Source organism: Dactylosporangium sp. NPDC000244 (assembly GCF_040300725.1).
Taxonomy (GTDB): domain Bacteria; phylum Actinomycetota; class Actinomycetes; order Mycobacteriales; family Micromonosporaceae; genus Dactylosporangium.
Map to the genome: position 1 here is coordinate 87522 of NZ_JBEPEH010000010.1, position 14983 is coordinate 102504.

Consider the following 14983-nt stretch of genomic DNA (forward strand, 5'->3'; position numbering starts at 1 on the left):
GAAACCCCTCAGGCCAGTGACTGGGAGTGTCCGTATGCCGTCTGAGTACGCCAAGTCTCTTGGTGCTCGCCTGCGCTCCATCCGACAGCAGCAGGGGCTGTCTCTGCAGGGTGTCGAGGAGAAGTCGGCCGGGCGCTGGAAGGCCGTCGTCGTCGGGTCGTATGAGCGTGGCGACCGTGCCGTCACCGTCTCTCGCCTGGCCGAGCTGGCCGAGTTCTACCGCGTGCCCGTCGCCGAGCTGCTGCCCGAGGGCAGCGGTGTGCGCCACGAGCCCACCAACAAGATCGTCCTCGACCTGGAGCGCCTCTACGACGCCGGCGCCGAGGACCTCGCCTACGTCGCCCGGTACGCCCGGGCCATCCAGCAGCAGCGCGGCGACTACAACGGCCGCGTGCTGTCCATCCGCGCCGACGACCTGCGCGCCCTGGCGATCGTCTACGACGCCTCGCCCTCGGGCCTGGTCGAGCGCCTCAACGAGCACGGCGTGCTGGTCACCGACCCGCGGAGCCTGTTCCAGAGCTGAGCACGACGCATGAGCGCACGACGAAAGGGCCGCACTCGGGATCGAGTGCGGCCCTTTGCTCTTGGCACCGCGCAGTCGCAGGGCCAGGGCCGGCGGAGCTGGGCCCCGGCCCGAGTCGCCCGGGAGGAACGGTCCGCAGGTGACGCGGTCCGGGCCCTGGAACGCACTCTCAGGTGGCGTAGTCCGCGATCCGGCCCAGGATGCCGTTGAGGAAGCGGGGCGAGTCGTCGGTGGAGAGCGTCTCGGCCAGTTCGACCGCCTCGGTGATCGCCACCGGGTTGTCGATCTCGTCGTTGTAGAGCAGCTCGTAGACGGCGATGCGGGCCAGGTTGCGGTCCACCACCGGCATCCGCTCCAGCGTCCAGCCCTCGGCGTAGCTGGCCAGCAGCTCGTCGATGCGGGCCGAGTGGTCCTCGACGCCCTCGACCAGGCGGACCGTGTAGGGCAGGTAGGACGGCTTCGGCTCCTCCAGGTTGGCCACGTAGGCGGCCAGGACCGACCCGCGCGGCTCCTTGCGCAGGTCGGCCATGTACAGCACGTCCAGGGCCCGCTTACGAGCCTTGCGGCGGGCCGTCATCTGAGCGGTGACGTCACCGCCCAAGAACGAGTTATTGCTGGTCACGCCTCCTCCGCTTCGCTCCGGCGCCGCGACTTGGGCCTGTGCCCCTGGTGACCGGCCCCTCCGCTTCGCTCCGGACCGGTCACGCCCGGCCCAGGTAACGGCTGTCGCGGGTGTCGACCTTGATCTTCTCGCCGGTCGAGATGAACAGCGGCACGTTGACGGTCGCGCCGGTCTCGACGGTGGCCGGCTTGGTGCCGCCGGTGGAGCGGTCGCCCTGCAGGCCCGGCTCGGTGTAGGTGATCTCGAGGATCACCGAGGTCGGCAGCTCGACGTAGAGCGGCGCCTCCTCGTGCGTGGCGACGATCACCTCGGCCTCGGGGAGCAGGAACTTGCTCGCCTCGCCGACGACCCCGCCGGGAACGGTGATCTGGTCGTACGTGTCCAGGTCCATGAACACGAAGTCTTCGCCGTCGGCGTAGAGGTACTGCATCGTGCGCTTGTCGACGGTGGCGGTCTCGACCTTGGTGCCGGCGTTGAACGTACGGTCGACCACCTTGCCGGAGAGCACGTTCTTGAGGGTGGTCCGCACGAACGCGCCGCCCTTGCCCGGCTTGACATGCTGGAACTCAACGACGGTCCACAGGTCGCCGTCGAGGTTGAGCACCAGGCCGTTCTTCAGGTCGTTCGTGGATGCCATGTGATTCGACGTCACTTTCGTCACTGCCGGCCCAGCGGACCGGGAAGATGTGATCCCGAGCGGTACGCGGGAAAAAGGCCCGGTGAAGTGTACCGGGAAGGCAGGAGTGGCCCGACGCAGTGTACCGGGCGCAGCGGCCCGTGTTCATCTTTCCGTATCCATCGAGACACCTGACTCTGCCAGCGTGCCGGGGTGGGAAGACCGGACCTCCTCAACCGTACCCTGGGCTTCGCCGGATCCGTCGCCATCGCACTGGGCGGTCTGGCCGCCGGCGCTCTTCCCGAACGCGGTGACCCGTTCGCCCACTGGCCGGTGATCCGCGAGCTGCGGCACTTCCCCCTGGTGGCGATCGCGACGGCCTACGTGGGGATCGCCCTGCTGTGCGGCGCCTGGCTGCGGCTGCGGCGCACGCTGGACGAGCACAGCCCGGCCGACCTCATGCGGACGCTGCTGTGCTGGGCGGCCCCGCTGGTGCTCGTCCCGCCGATGTTCTCCCAGGACGTGTACAGCTACCTGGCCCAGGGCGCGATGGTGCACGAGGGGTTCGACGCCTACAAGTTCGGCCCCAGCACCATGGGCGGCCCCTTCGCCGCGGAGGTCCCCGGAATCTGGCAGAACACCCCGGCGCCCTACGGCCCGCTGTTCCTGCGCGCGGCCGCCGCCGTGGTCAACCTCACCGGCGAGCACGTGATGCTCGGCGTCTGGGCCTTCCGCCTGATCTCCCTGGCCGGCGTGGCCCTGGTGGTGCTGTGCCTGCCCGGCATCGCGGCGCGCGTCGGCGTCCCGCCCCAGCGGGCCCTGTGGTTCGGCGCCCTGAACCCGCTGCTCCTGCTGCACCTGGTGGCCGGCATGCACAACGACGCGCTCATGGTGGGCCTCATGACGGCCGGCATCTACGCCGCGGTCCGCCGCCACCCCGCGCTCGGCGCCGCCCTCATCAGCGCCGCCGCCCTGATCAAGGCCCCGGCCGCGCTGGCCCTGCTCACCGTGCTGGTGCTCGCCCCGCGCGCGTGGCTGCGCATCGGGGCGGCCGCGGCCGCGTCGGCCGCCGGGCTGCAGCTCGCGTCCGGGCTCGGCCTCGGCTGGATCGGCGCGATGCGCACCCCGGCGTCGGTGCGCAACGGCCTGTCCTTCAGCACCGACCTGGGGCTGCTGCTCGGCGCGGTGGGCTGGCCGGAGCCGATGCAGATCATCCGCACCGTGGCCGCGGTGGCCGGCTGCCTGCTGGCGGGCTGGGCGCTGCTGCGCGCCCCGAACCCGGTGGCCGGGCTCGGCCTGGCGCTCAGCTCGATCATCCTGCTCGGGCCCGTCGTGCATCCGTGGTACCTGCTGTGGGCCTTCGTGCCCCTGGCCGCGGGCCTGCGCCGGGTGCCGCAGGCGGCCGTGTGGGGCTCGGTGGGCCTGGCGCTCTTCCTGCTCCCGACCGGCGCGCCGGGGTATCCGGAGGCGGTGGTCGCGGCGGTCGTCGGGACCGTGGCCGGACTGCTCTACCTGCGGATGCGTCCGCCGGTCGCGGCACCGCTGGCGGCCGTGCCCGCCGCCTGAGCACGCCGCACCCGACATGTCGGACACTGCGTGACGCGACATGTCGGATTTATACCCTGACGGGGGATATTTTGCTCGGGCCCGCCGGGGTCCGGACCGTCGCTCCCGCCAGGAATCCCGGCCCTCGAGGGTGGTTACGCCGCCACGGCGGCGTACGCGGCCCGCAGCAGCTCGTCGGAGGGACCCTCCAGCGTGCCGGGCGCCGCCAGCGCGTCGAGCACCACGAAGCGCAGCATCGAGCCGCGGGCCTTCTTGTCGACCCGCATCGCGGCGTGGAGGTCCTCCCACGCGTCGGCCGGGTAGGAGACCGGGAGGCCGAGGCGCTCGAGGATGGCCCGGTGCCGATCGGCCACGTCCGCGTCGAGGCGGCCCGAGAGCCGGCCGAGCTCGGCGGCGTAGACGAGGCCGACACTGATGGCGTGGCCGTGCTTCCAGCGGTACCGTTCCCGCCGCTCGATCGCGTGGCCCAGCGTGTGGCCGTAGTTGAGGATCTCGCGCAGGCCGCTCTCGCGCAGGTCCTCGGAGACCACGCGCGCCTTGACGGCCACGGAGCGCTCGATCAGCTCGGCGAGCACGTCGCCGCGCGGGTCGAGGGCCGCGGCCGGGTCGGCCTCGACGAGGTCCAGGATCACCGGGTCGGCGATGAAGCCGCACTTGACGATCTCGGCCATGCCCGCGAGCAGGTCCTCGGCGGGGAGGGTGTCCAGGGCGGCCAGGTCGCACAGGACCCCGGCCGGCGGGTAGAACGCGCCCACGAGGTTCTTGCCGGCCGCGGTGTTGACGCCGGTCTTGCCGCCGACGGCCGCGTCGACCATGCCGAGCAGGCTCGTCGGCACCGTCACCAGGCGCACGCCGCGCAGCCAGCACGCCGCGACGAAGCCGGCCAGGTCGGTGACCGCGCCGCCGCCGACCCCGACGACCGCGTCGGTGCGGGTGAAGGCGGCCGCGCCGAGCTCGTCCCAGCAGCGGGCCGCGACCTCGATGTCCTTGCCGGCCTCGGCGTCGGGGACCTCGATCGGCAGCACCGTGGCGCCCGCCGCGGTCAGCGCGGCCTCGATCCGGGCCGCGTGCGCGCGCACCGGGCCGGCGAAGATCACGGCGACCTGGTTGGCCCCCTTGACCAGGTCCGCGACGGCGTCACCGGCGCCGCGGCCGATCTGCACGGCGTAGCCGGACACGTCGACGAACTTCATACCGCCGCCGCCAGCTGCTCGGCGATCTCCTCGGGCGTGCGGCCGCCGGTCGGCACGGTCACGGTGGCCACCTCCTCGTAGAGCGGGCGGCGCTGGTCGAGCAGGTGCTTGAGCGTGGCCCGGGGGTTGAGGGCGAGCAGGGGGCGGCCGGCGCCGAGACCGACGCGGGACAGGGCGTCGGCGAACTCGACGGAGAGGTACACGACCGTGTGCCCGGCCAGCGCCTTGCGGGTCTCCTCGGCCATGATCGCGCCGCCGCCGAGGGCGAGGACGCCGTCGAAGCCCTCGAGGGCGGACCGGATCGCGGCGCGCTCGAGGGCCCGGAAGTGCTCCTCGCCCTCGTCGAAGAAGATCTCGGGGATGGGCTTGCCGGCCTCGGCCTCGATGAGGGCGTCGGCGTCGGCGAACGCCACGCCGAGGTGCTCGGCGAGCAGCTCCCCCACCGTGGTCTTCCCGGCCCCGGGCGCGCCGACGAGCACCGCGCGCGGGCTCACCTGATCACCAGGTTCTCGAGGTAGCCGGTCAGGTTGCGGCGGATCTCCGGCACCGAGTCGCCGCCGAACTTCTCCAGCGCCGCCTCGGCCAGCACCAGGGCGACCATGGCCTCGGCCACGACGGCCGCGGCCGGCACGGCACAGACGTCGGAGCGCTGGTTGATCGCCGTCGCCGCCTCGCCCGTGGTCACGTCGACGGTCTGCAGGGCGCGGTTCAGCGACGAGATCGGCTTCATCGCGGCGCGCACCCGCAGCGGCTCGCCGGTGGTGATGCCGCCCTCGAGGCCGCCGGCGCGGTCGGTGACGCGCTTGACGCCGTCGGGGGTGTTGACGATCTCGTCGTGGGCCACCGAGCCGCGCGAGCGGGCCTGGGTGAACGCGTCGCCGATCTCCACGCCCTTGATCGCCTGGATCGACATGAGCGCGGTGGCCAGGCGGGCGTCGAGCTTGCGGTCCCACTGCACGTGGCTGCCGAGGCCCGGGGGCACGCCGTACGCCAGCACCTCCACGATCCCGCCCAGCGTGTCGGCGTCCTTCTTGGCCGCGTCGACCTCCTCGACCATGCGGGCGCTCGCGTCCGGGTCGAGGCAGCGCAGCGGGTCGGCGTCGATGCGCTCGAAGTCGTCGGGGGTGGGCAGCAGGCCGGGCTTGGCCGCGACCGAGCCGAGCTCGATGACGTGCGAGACGATCTCGATGCCGAGGGCCTGGCGCAGCATCGCCTTGGCGACCGTGCCCACGGCGACCCGGGCGGCGGTCTCGCGGGCGCTGGCGCGCTCGAGGATCGGGCGGGCGTCGGTGTGGCCGTACTTCTGCATGCCCGCCAGGTCCGCGTGGCCGGGCCGGGGCCGGGTCAGCGGGGCGTTGCGGGCCTGGGCGGCGAGGAGCTCGGGGTCGACCGGGTCGGCGGCCATGACCGTCTCCCACTTGGGCCACTCGCTGTTGGCCACCCGGATCGCGACCGGGCTGCCGAGCGTCAGCCCGTGCCGGAGGCCGCCGATGAACTCGACGACGTCCTGCTCGAAGGCCATCCGCGCGCCGCGGCCGTAGCCGAGGCGTCGACGGGCGAGCTCAGCCGCCACGGACGCACTCGTCAGCTCCACCCCGGCGGGCACACCCTCGAGGATCGCGACGAGCGCCGGGCCATGGGATTCCCCAGCAGTCAACCAGCGCAGCACGCTCGCCAGTTTGTCACGTGCGTGTTACCCGGCGGCCCGCCGGGCCGCGGTGATCTCACCTGGTGGCGGTCAGGGCCGCGCGCATCGCGGCGACGGGCGCCTTGGCCGAGGTGAAGAGCTCGAACTGGTCCACCGCCTGCCACAGGAGCAGGTCCAGGCCCGAGACGATCGGGCAGCCCGCGTCCTGGGCCGCCGCCGCCAGCGGGGTCGGCCAGGGGTCGTAGATCGCGTCGAAGACCACCGGCCGCGCGGAGAAGTCCGCGACCGCCAGGTGGTCGGCCGCGCCCTTCGGGACCGTCGAGATCAGGACCGGGGCCGTGGCCGCCTCCACGGCGGCCGCCCAGGGCCTGGCCGTCAGCTCCACGTCGAGGGCCTCCGCCACCGGGCGCAGCTCCTCGGCCGCCTCCGGGCGCCGCGTGTAGACCGTCACGTCCGCCGCCAGGCTGGCCGCGGCCGCGATCGCCGCCCTCGCCGTGCCGCCGGCGCCCAGCAGGGCCACGGCCGGCGTCCGGGAGACGCCGGCCTCCAGCAGGGCTCGCACCATGCCGGGGGCGTCGGTGTTGTACGCGTGCCAGCCGTACGGACGGCGCACGAGCGTGTTCGCGGCGCCGATCGCCGCCGCGAACGGGTCGACGAGGTTCGCGACCTGCAGGGCCGCCTCCTTGAGCGGCATGGTCAGGGAGAGCCCGGCCCACTCGGGGCCGAGCCCGCCGACCAGATCCGCCAGGGCGCTCTCGTCGCATTCGATGGCGTCGTACGTCCAGCCGCCCAGGCCCGCCGCGACGTACCCGGCCCGGTGGATCGCCGGTGAGCGCGAGTGGCCCACCGGCTTGCCGAGCACCGCGGCACGGGGCACCTACTTCACGCCGTTCTTCTGCGCCTGGGTCCACAGCGACTGGAACTCCGGGTACGTCTTGGCGTACGCGGTGTCGCCCTGCGTGTTGATGGCGAGGAAGTAGTAGTAGTCCGACTTCGGCGGGTTCATGGCCGCGCTCAGCGCGCTGTTGCCCGGGTTGCTGATCGGGCCGCGCGGCATGCCGGGGAAGTCGTGCGTGTTGTACGGGTTGTTCTTGTTGTGGATCTCGCTGTTGAGCAGCTCGGTCGACGGCTTGGCGCCCTTGTTCGTGATGCGCAGGTAGTAGTTGACCGTGCTGTCGACCTGCAGGCAGTTGCACGGGAACTTGCCGCTGTAGACGCGGTTGTACAGCACCCGCACGATGCCGGCCTGGTCCTTGTCGAGGCCCTCGACCTGGGCGATCGACGACGCCACGAGCGCCTCGTAGGGCGAGATGTGCAGCGCGCTCTGGACCGTGTCGATGAAGCCGATCTTCTCGATCTCCTGGTTGAACCGGGCGACGATGATCTTCAGGATGCCGGCCGCGTCGACGTTCGGCGGAAGGTCGTAGGTCGCCGGGAACAGGAAGCCCTCGATGCCCGGGTCGCGTTCCTTCTTGTCCTGCCGCGTGTACCAGACGTCGCCGACGCCGAGAGCCTTCGGGTCCTTGGCCGCGTTCTCGAAGTCCGCGTAGGGGATCTTCGTGACGTCCGACAGCTTCTTGAACGTGTCCTGCCAGGTCAGGCCCTCGGGCAGGGTCACCTTGTTCACGACGCGGCTGCGCGGGTCGAGCATGAGCGACAGGGCGGCCGAGGCCTTCATCTGCTTGCGGAGGCTGTAGAAGCCCGCCTGGAGCTTGCGGCTGCGCTCGTCGCTCTTGGCCGCCTCGATGAACGCCTTGGCGCTCTTGACGACGTCCTTCTCGACCAGGGTGTTGGCGATGTCGGCGGCGAGCTGGCCCTGGACGACCTCGACCGTCACCTCACCGGTGCCCCCGCCGTTGTAGTCGGGGGCGTTGAACATGTCCTTGACCTTGTCGATGCCGACCCACACACCGAGAGCGAGGCCGCCGACGACCAGCAGGCTGATGAAGAAGGCGAGGAAGGTCTTGCCGCCGCGGCCCTTCTTGCGCTTCCTGGCCGGGGCGGAGTTGGAGTTGGAACGGTGCCGGTGACGCGGCCGCTCCTCGTCCTCCCACGCCAGATCCAGCTCGTCCATCTGCACTCTGCCTCCTGGGCGCTCAGCCACGAACTGCTCCGGCACGCCTGGCGTCGAGCCAACCCTGCAGGATCTCCACCGCGGCCGCCTGGTCGACGACCGCGCGCTGGCGTTTGCCTCGGACGCCGCGCTCCGACAGCCTACGTGCTGCCGTGGCGGTGGACATCCTCTCGTCCGTCAGCACGACAGGCACCGGCGCCGCCGCGGCGGCCAGCCGATCCGCGTACTGCCTGATGAGGGTCGCCGCCGGACCCTCGCGGCCGGCCAGATTGATCGGCAGGCCCACGACGAGCTCGACAGCTTCGTATTCGGCGACGTACCGGAGAATCTCCGAGATGTCGGACGGCTGCTTGTCCGGCTCGGTCTTCTGGTCTCGCGCGACGGTGGCCACGGGGCTGGCGAGGATGCCGTCGGGGTCACACACGGACACACCGACCCGCACCGACCCCACATCGATGCCGAGACGCCTTCCCCGAGTCCACTGCTCCACACGCGCACCCTAACCGCTTCGCGCACCGTTGCGCCCCACCCCCCGCTCCCTCGGGTGCCGGCAACGGAAGACTTAAGACAGGCTTGAACCGTTGTCCGGGCGGGGTTTTTCCGACCGGTGACGCGGCCCGTGCGCGCCGCGTCACCGTCCGACACGCCCGTTGCGTGGACTGTCCCCCACTCGGGTGATGAGTCCGGTATTTCGTATTTCGGCGAATCGGCACGGACAGCAAAAGGGCGGCCCCTTCCGGGACCGCCCTTTTTTGCTGCTGTTTACAGGGCCTTCTCCACCGCGGCGAGCAGGTTCGGCGCCTCGGCGGCCGGGACGCCACCGCCCTGCGCGAGGTCGGCGTTGCCGCCGCCGCGGCCGGACAGGGCGCCCTTGACCAGGTCGCCCGCCTTGAGGCCGCGGTCCTTGCCGGCCGCGTTGACGGCCACGACCAGCGAGGCCTTGCCGCCCGCCCGCGAGGTCACGGCCACGACGGCCGGGCGCTCCGCCGGGATGCGGCCGCGGATCTCCTGCACCAGCGTGCGCACCTCGTTGGCCGACGTGCCCTCGGGCGCCTCGGTGCCGACGAACGCGACGCCGCGCACGTCGCGGGCCCCCTCGGCCAGCGCGCCGGCGCCGGCCAGCACGACCTGCGTGCGCAGCTTCTCCAGCTCGCGCTCGGCGTCGCGCAGCTGGGCGACCGTCTGCTCGACGCGATCGGCGACCTGGTCGCCGGGCACACGGAAGAGCTCCGCCAGCCGGGACACGAGCACGTGCTCGCGGGCCAGGTGACTAAACGCGTCCAGGCCGACCAGGGCCTCGACGCGGCGCACGCCGGAGCCGACCGACGCCTCGGAGAGGATCTTGACCAGGCCGAGCTGCGAGGAGCGCTCGACGTGGGTGCCGCCGCACAGCTCGCGGGCGTAGTCGCCGACCTCGACGACCCGGACCTCGTCGCCGTACTTCTCGCCGAACAGCGCCATGGCGCCGATCTTGCGCGCCTCCTCCTGCGAGGTGATGAAGGCGTGCACCAGCAGGTCACGCAGGAGCACCTCGTTGACCTGCTGCTCCACGTCGTGCAGGACGCTCGCGGGCACGGCCCCGGGGGTGTTGAAGTCGAAGCGCAGCCGGCCCGGGGCGTTGAGCGAGCCCGCCTGGGTCGCCGACTCGCCGAGGAAGTTGCGCATCGTCTGGTGGATCAGGTGCGTCGCGGTGTGCGCGCGGGACACGGCCCGGCGCCGGTCGACGTCGATCTCGGCATACGCGGTGTCGCCGGGGTGGACCTCGCCGGCCACCACGCGCGCGCGGTGCACGATGAGGCCGGGCAGCGGCGACTGGACGTCGAGCACCTCGACCCGGCCCGCGCCGAGCGTGATGAACCCGGAGTCGGCGAGCTGGCCGCCGCTCTCGGCGTAGAACGGGGTCGCGTCGAGGACCAGCGAGACCTCCTCGCCCTCCCCCGCCACCTTCGCGCCGAGCAGGGAACGGACCCGGGACTCGCGGACGACCTCGCGGTAGCCGGTGAACTCGACCGGGCCGCCCTCCTCCAGCGCCGCGCGGTAGGCGGAGAGGTCGGCGTGGCCGGTCTTGCGCGCCTGGGCGTCGGCCTTGGCGTTGGCCTTCTGCTCGGCCATGAGCCGGCGGAAGCCGTCCTCGTCGACCTGCAGCCCCTGCTCGGCCGCGATCTCCAGGGTCAGGTCGATCGGGAAGCCGTAGGTGTCGTGCAGCTGGAACGCCTTGTCGCCGGCCAGCAGTTTGCCGCCCTTGGTCTTCGTCTCGGTGACGGCCAGGTCGAGGATCGTGGTGCCGGCGTTGAGGGTCTGCAGGAAGCGCTCCTCCTCGCCGTACGCGTACTGCGAGATCCGGTCGTACTCGTCGGCGACCTCGGGGTAGGACGGGGCCATGCAGTCGCGGGCGATCGGCAGCAGCAGCGGCAGCGCCGGGCCCTCCTGCCAGCCGAGCAGGCGCATCGAGCGGATCGCGCGGCGCAGAATCCGGCGCAGCACGTAGCCGCGGCCCTCGTTGCTCGGGATGACGCCGTCGGAGATGACCATGAGCGCGGTGCGCACGTGGTCGGCGATCACGCGCAGGCGCACGTCGTCGGGGTGGCTCTCGGCGGCGACGTGGGACACGGCCTGGCCGTAGCGCTTGCCGGTCAGCTCCGCGGCCTTGGCCAGGATCGGCTGGACCTCGTCGATCTCGTACAGGTTGTCGACGCCCTGCAGCATGGAGGCGATGCGCTCCAGGCCCATGCCGGTGTCGATGTTCTTGTTGGGCAGGTCACCGACGATGTCGAAGATCTCCTTCGACTTCACGTTGGTGATCTCGTGCTGCATGAAGACGAGGTTCCAGTACTCCAGGTAGCGGTCCTCGTCGACCTCGGGGCCGCCGGACTTGCCGTAGGCGTCGCCGCGGTCGTAGTACAGCTCCGAGCAGGGGCCGGCCGGGCCCGGGATGCCCATCGACCAGAAGTTGTCCTTCTTGCCGCGGCGCACGATGCGCTCGGCGGGCAGGCCGGTGCGCCGCCAGATGTCGATGGCCTCGTCGTCGTCGAGGTAGACGGTGGCCCAGATGCGCTCCGGGTCCAGCCCGAAGCCGCCGTCGGCGACGGAGTTCGTCGACAGCTCCCAGGCCAGCTTGATGGCGCCTTCCTTGAAGTAGTCGCCGAAGCTGAAGTTGCCGTTCATCTGGAAGAACGTGCCGTGCCGGCTGGTCTTGCCGACCTCGTCGATGTCGGGCGTGCGGATGCACTTCTGCACGCTCGTGGCCCGGCTGTAGGGCGGGGTGCGCTGGCCCAGGAAGAACGGCACGAACTGGACCATGCCCGCGTTGATGAACAGCAGGTTGGGGTCCGCGATCGCCGGCAGCGGAGCCGACGGCACCACCGTGTGCCCGTTGTTCTCGAAATGGGCGAGGAAGCGTCGCTTGATCTCGGCGGTTCTCATCGGTACTGCGGGCCTTCCGGGTAAAGGTCGTCATCGAGGGTCAGGCCGTCGGCGAACGCGGCCTGGATCTCAGCCTCGCGCTCGGCCATGCCGTCGCGCACGTCGTCGACGAAGTTGCGCACTCCGGCGGCGATGCCCACGGCACCGTCCCGCGCCGACGCCGCGATGCCCTGCGGGGTGAAGGCCTGGGCCTTCTTGGCGACCGCCCGGACCACCAGCGCCCCGACGGCGAGTCCGATTCCGAGCCACAGCAGACGCCGCATGGCTCAACCCTTCCCTTGTTGTGTTGGTCGTACCTTCAGTCGGCCGCTTTGCTCAGCCGCGCTTGCGCCGCTGCTTGATCTGCTCGCGGACCTCGGCCTCGTCGGCGTCACGGCGCCGGTTGGCCGCGGCCTTGCGCACGCCGTAGCCGAACGCGGCGACCTTCACCAGCGGGTTGGCCGCGGCCGCACTGACCACCGTGGACAGGTTCGCAACGTTCGCGCTGACGTGCGACACGTTTTCGGTGATCGTGTCGATCCGCGCGAGCTGCATGTTGACCCCGTCGAGCGTGGTGTGCACCTGCGTCAGCGCGGTGTTCACGTTGTCGATGGTGGTGTTGACCCGCTCCAGCATCGGCGTGGTCTGGTTGGCGGCATCGCGCAACGCATCGGTGGCCGCGTCGACCGTGTGCCGCGCGCGCAGGATGGGCACGGCCAGCACGAGGACGAGCACGAAGAAGCCACCCGACGCCACCAGCGCCGCGATACCGCCCAGGGACACGGTCACGCCGTTCCTCCTCAACCCGCATGAATGCGTGATTCCAACGGAGGAACCCTACCCTCCGTGATGCATTGCCGCGCTTCGACCGGCGCAGGATGTGCGCTTTCACTTCGCGCGGTTCACGGGCCGGGTTGCCCACCGCCCCCGGGGTCGTAACTGATGCGGTTGAAAACCTTGATCGTCGTGACGGCCAGCGGGCAGATCGCCGTCGGTGCCGGGCCGGGGTCGCCCTCGCCGCCCGGCACCGCCTCGGACGCCTTCGCCGACGGTTTCGCGGTCGGCGTCTTCGCGCCGGCGCTCGGGGGCGGGGCGGCGCTGATCGTCGGGCGGGCGCCCTTCACGTCGCAGACGGCGGCGCGGACCCACAGGTCGAGCACGTACTCGTCGCGCTGCCAGCACGTCTCGATGCCGTCCACGCCCTCGGCCTGGCAGTCGGGGATGCTCCACTCCACCCAGCCGGCGTCGCGCAGCTTGCCCACGAAGGCGCGGTTGGTCTCGTCGGGCCCGCGCGCGGACTCCCACGTACGTTGGCGGGACCGGCACTCGTTGATGCACCACCGGCTGCCGACCGCCCCGTCGGTGGGGTTGCGAGCGGCCCACTCGGGCAGATCAAGATCATCGAGCTCGGCGAACACAGGGTCGCGCGAGAGCTCGCGAATGACGAAGAACGCGGCCGGCGCACTGACGACGGCGAGCACCAGGAAGATGATCGTGAAGTACCGCAGCTGCCGCACCCGCTTGACCTGAGCCCGCTGCAACAGCCCGAACGGCGCGATCTGCGTCGTGGACTCCCAGTCGAACGCGGCGGGCGAGCTGGCCGTGCCGCGATACGTGACCGGGTTGGGATCGAAGCGCGCGAGATCGACGAACGGCTTCGGCGGCGGGCCGTCGGCCTGGGACCGGCCACCGGGGGCCCTGCCGTTGCCGAGCGGGCCGCCTCCCTGACCGTTGCCGGGACCGCCACGGCCGCCGGGTCCGCCCGGGCCACCCTGGCCGCCTTGGCCGCCGCGACCACGGGGACCACCGGAACCGCCCTGACCCGCGCCGGGACCGCCACGGCCGCCGCGACCACGTTGGTCGTCGCCGGGACCGCCGCGCCCGCCCGGCCCGGCGCCACGACCGCCGGGGCCGTCCTGGTTGCCCTGGCTGCTCTGATTGCCTTGATTGCCCTGGTTGCCCTGGTTGCCTTGGCCGCTGCCGGGGCCATTGCCGGGTCCGTTGGGGCCGCGGCGGCTCGGGGCCTCGGCGGGCATGCCGGCGCGCATCTCACCAGCGCGCGGGTCGCCGCCCCGGACCTCGCCGGTGCGCTGGTCACGGCCGCGCCCGTCGCCACCCCGGACGTCACCGCCACGCTGATCGGAGCCGCGCGCGTCGCCGCCGCGCTGATCGGGCGCGCGCAGGTCGCCGCCGCGCTGATCGGGGTCACGCACGTCGCCGGTCCGCTGGTCGGGGCCGCGCACATCGCCGGTCCGAGGGCCGCCACCGCGGGCATCGCCGCCGCGAGGCTCACCGCCGCGCGAGTCGCCACCGCGCGCGTCGCCGGTCAGCTGATCGGGGCCGCGCACGTCGCCGGTCCGAGGGCCGCCACCGCGGACATCGCCGCCGCGCGGATCGCCGCCGCGGACTTCGCCGGTGCGCTGGTCGGGGGCCGGGCCTGGGTGGCCGGGCTGGAAGGCGGCGGGCTCGTCGGGTTCGGCCGCGTGCCGGCGACCACCGCCACCGGCGGGACCGGCCGCCCGCCGTCCGGCCGGCGGCTCGGTCTCCCCCCGGCGCGGCTCGGGCAGCGCGTGGGAGGCCCGGCGTCCGGTCGGCGGCTCGACCTCGGTTTCAGGCGCACGCCGACGCCCGCCCCCGGCCGGCGGCGCGGCGGGAGGCCCGGAAGGCGCCGAGTCGGACGGGGCCAGCGTGGCGGCGGCGGTGGCTTCCCAGGCGGCGGCCATCTCGCGAGCCGTACGGCGCCCGCGCGACCCGCCCTCGGCACCCCCGGCGGACCGCTGCTCGCGCCAAGGCTCGCGAGGGTCCGATGTGGACTCCCGATGGGGTTCCGCGGCCGGCTCACGCCAAGGCTCCGACGGATTCGCGGGACGAGCACCAGACGTCGACTCACGCCGCGGCTCTGCCGGGTTCGCGGCGCGAGAGCCAGACGTCGACTCCCGACGGGGATCCGTGGCGGACTCGCGGCGGGGATCGGCCGGACGGGAACCCGAGGTGGACTCGCGCGCGGCTCCGCGCGGGACGCGCCAGGCCTGCGTCGCGTCCGGGTTCGCCGGAGCGGCTGGTGCGGCGGCGGCCGGAGGCGGCGGGGCGGCCTCGGTGGACTCGCGCAGCACGTCGCGCGGGGGACGCCAGGTCGGCATCGCCTCGGTGGCCGGGCCGGCGGCGTCGCGCGGCACGCGCCAGGCCTGCGTCGGCTCGGCCGGCGGCGCGGGAGCCTCGGCACCCGACCGGGACGAACGGGAGCGCCCACCCGACCGCCCCGACGGCGGCTCGGCATCAGGCGCGCCGGCTCCACCACCGGGGCCGGAGCCGCCGCCACCGGGACCGCCGCGACCAGCA

General features: G+C 72.6%; 14 protein-coding genes. 2 read left to right on the plus strand and 12 right to left on the minus strand.

The annotated features are described in order from the left end of the window. Positions 1 to 34: 34 nt before the first annotated feature. Positions 35 to 523, plus strand: a complete 489-nt coding sequence (gene bldD, locus ABT369_RS15975) for a transcriptional regulator BldD (protein WP_033356835.1) — start codon at positions 35 to 37, stop codon at positions 521 to 523. Positions 524 to 692: 169 nt separating this feature from the next. Here bldD and nusB read toward each other — a convergent pair whose 3' ends face one another. Then, positions 693 to 1100 carry a transcription antitermination factor NusB gene (nusB, locus tag ABT369_RS15980; RefSeq protein WP_350612830.1) on the minus strand — a complete coding sequence of 136 codons (408 nt, stop codon included), beginning with the start codon at positions 1098 to 1100 and terminating at the stop codon, positions 693 to 695. A 124-nt stretch (positions 1101 to 1224) separates the two neighbouring features. Beyond that, positions 1225 to 1782, minus strand: a complete 558-nt coding sequence (efp, locus tag ABT369_RS15985; RefSeq protein WP_350612592.1) for an elongation factor P — start codon at positions 1780 to 1782, stop codon at positions 1225 to 1227. Between the two features lie 192 nt (positions 1783 to 1974). Here efp and mptB point away from each other — a divergent pair, with 192 nt between their 5' ends. After that, on the plus strand, positions 1975 to 3327 hold the full coding sequence (gene mptB / locus ABT369_RS15990; protein WP_350612594.1) for a polyprenol phosphomannose-dependent alpha 1,6 mannosyltransferase MptB: 1353 nt from the start codon (positions 1975 to 1977) through the stop codon (positions 3325 to 3327). Positions 3328 to 3461: 134 nt separating this feature from the next. Here mptB and aroB read toward each other — a convergent pair whose 3' ends face one another. The 10 genes from aroB to ABT369_RS16040 form a co-directional block, all read right to left on the minus strand. After that, complete coding sequence (gene aroB, locus ABT369_RS15995; protein ID WP_350612596.1) at positions 3462 to 4520, minus strand: 3-dehydroquinate synthase; 1059 nt, start codon at positions 4518 to 4520, stop codon at positions 3462 to 3464. Next, positions 4517 to 5014, minus strand: a complete 498-nt coding sequence (locus tag ABT369_RS16000) for a shikimate kinase (RefSeq protein ID WP_350612598.1) — start codon at positions 5012 to 5014, stop codon at positions 4517 to 4519. The genes aroB and ABT369_RS16000 overlap by 4 nt, the downstream gene beginning before the upstream one ends. Beyond that, positions 5011 to 6189 (minus strand): chorismate synthase, encoded by a 1179-nt coding sequence (aroC, locus tag ABT369_RS16005; protein WP_350612600.1) that lies wholly within the window; start codon positions 6187 to 6189, stop codon positions 5011 to 5013. The genes ABT369_RS16000 and aroC overlap by 4 nt, the downstream gene beginning before the upstream one ends. Positions 6190 to 6244: 55 nt before the next feature. Beyond that, positions 6245 to 7030 (minus strand): shikimate dehydrogenase, encoded by a 786-nt coding sequence (locus ABT369_RS16010; RefSeq protein ID WP_350612831.1) that lies wholly within the window; start codon positions 7028 to 7030, stop codon positions 6245 to 6247. Between the two features lie 15 nt (positions 7031 to 7045). Further along, positions 7046 to 8242 (minus strand): endolytic transglycosylase MltG, encoded by a 1197-nt coding sequence (mltG, locus tag ABT369_RS16015; protein ID WP_350612602.1) that lies wholly within the window; start codon positions 8240 to 8242, stop codon positions 7046 to 7048. 22 nt (positions 8243 to 8264) lie between these two features. Beyond that, a complete protein-coding gene (ruvX, locus tag ABT369_RS16020; RefSeq protein WP_350612604.1) occupies positions 8265 to 8732 on the minus strand; it encodes a Holliday junction resolvase RuvX in 468 nt (155 codons plus the stop codon). A 272-nt stretch (positions 8733 to 9004) separates the two neighbouring features. After that, the gene (gene alaS / locus ABT369_RS16025; protein WP_350612606.1) at positions 9005 to 11665 is read right to left on the minus strand and encodes an alanine--tRNA ligase; all 2661 of its coding nucleotides are present in this window, start codon (positions 11663 to 11665) and stop codon (positions 9005 to 9007) included. Beyond that, entirely contained in the window at positions 11662 to 11928 is a 267-nt protein-coding gene (locus ABT369_RS16030; RefSeq protein ID WP_350612608.1) for a hypothetical protein, read from the minus strand. Before ABT369_RS16030 ends, alaS begins: the two co-directional genes overlap by 4 nt. Before the next feature lie 52 nt (positions 11929 to 11980). After that, complete coding sequence (locus ABT369_RS16035; protein WP_350612832.1) at positions 11981 to 12427, minus strand: DUF948 domain-containing protein; 447 nt, start codon at positions 12425 to 12427, stop codon at positions 11981 to 11983. Between the two features lie 119 nt (positions 12428 to 12546). After that, positions 12547 to 14367 carry a hypothetical protein gene (locus tag ABT369_RS16040; RefSeq protein WP_350612610.1) on the minus strand — a complete coding sequence of 607 codons (1821 nt, stop codon included), beginning with the start codon at positions 14365 to 14367 and terminating at the stop codon, positions 12547 to 12549. Positions 14368 to 14983: the final 616 nt, after the last annotated feature.

Bases quoted from the DNA above. Each gene is read 5' to 3' on its own strand.
- ABT369_RS16030 (WP_350612608.1), bottom strand. From the start codon at position 11,928: ATGCGGCGTCTGCTGTGGCTCGGAATCGGACTCGCCGTCGGGGCGCTG.
- nusB (WP_350612830.1), bottom strand. From the start codon at position 1,100: ATGACGGCCCGCCGCAAGGCTCGTAAGCGGGCCCTGGACGTGCTGTAC.
- bldD (WP_033356835.1), top strand. From the start codon at position 35: ATGCCGTCTGAGTACGCCAAGTCTCTTGGTGCTCGCCTGCGCTCCATC.
- mltG (WP_350612602.1), bottom strand. From the start codon at position 8,242: ATGGACGAGCTGGATCTGGCGTGGGAGGACGAGGAGCGGCCGCGTCAC.
- aroB (WP_350612596.1), bottom strand. From the start codon at position 4,520: ATGAAGTTCGTCGACGTGTCCGGCTACGCCGTGCAGATCGGCCGCGGC.
- alaS (WP_350612606.1), bottom strand. From the start codon at position 11,665: ATGAGAACCGCCGAGATCAAGCGACGCTTCCTCGCCCATTTCGAGAAC.
- ABT369_RS16040 (WP_350612610.1), bottom strand. From the start codon at position 14,367: ATGGCCGCCGCCTGGGAAGCCACCGCCGCCGCCACGCTGGCCCCGTCC.
- efp (WP_350612592.1), bottom strand. From the start codon at position 1,782: ATGGCATCCACGAACGACCTGAAGAACGGCCTGGTGCTCAACCTCGAC.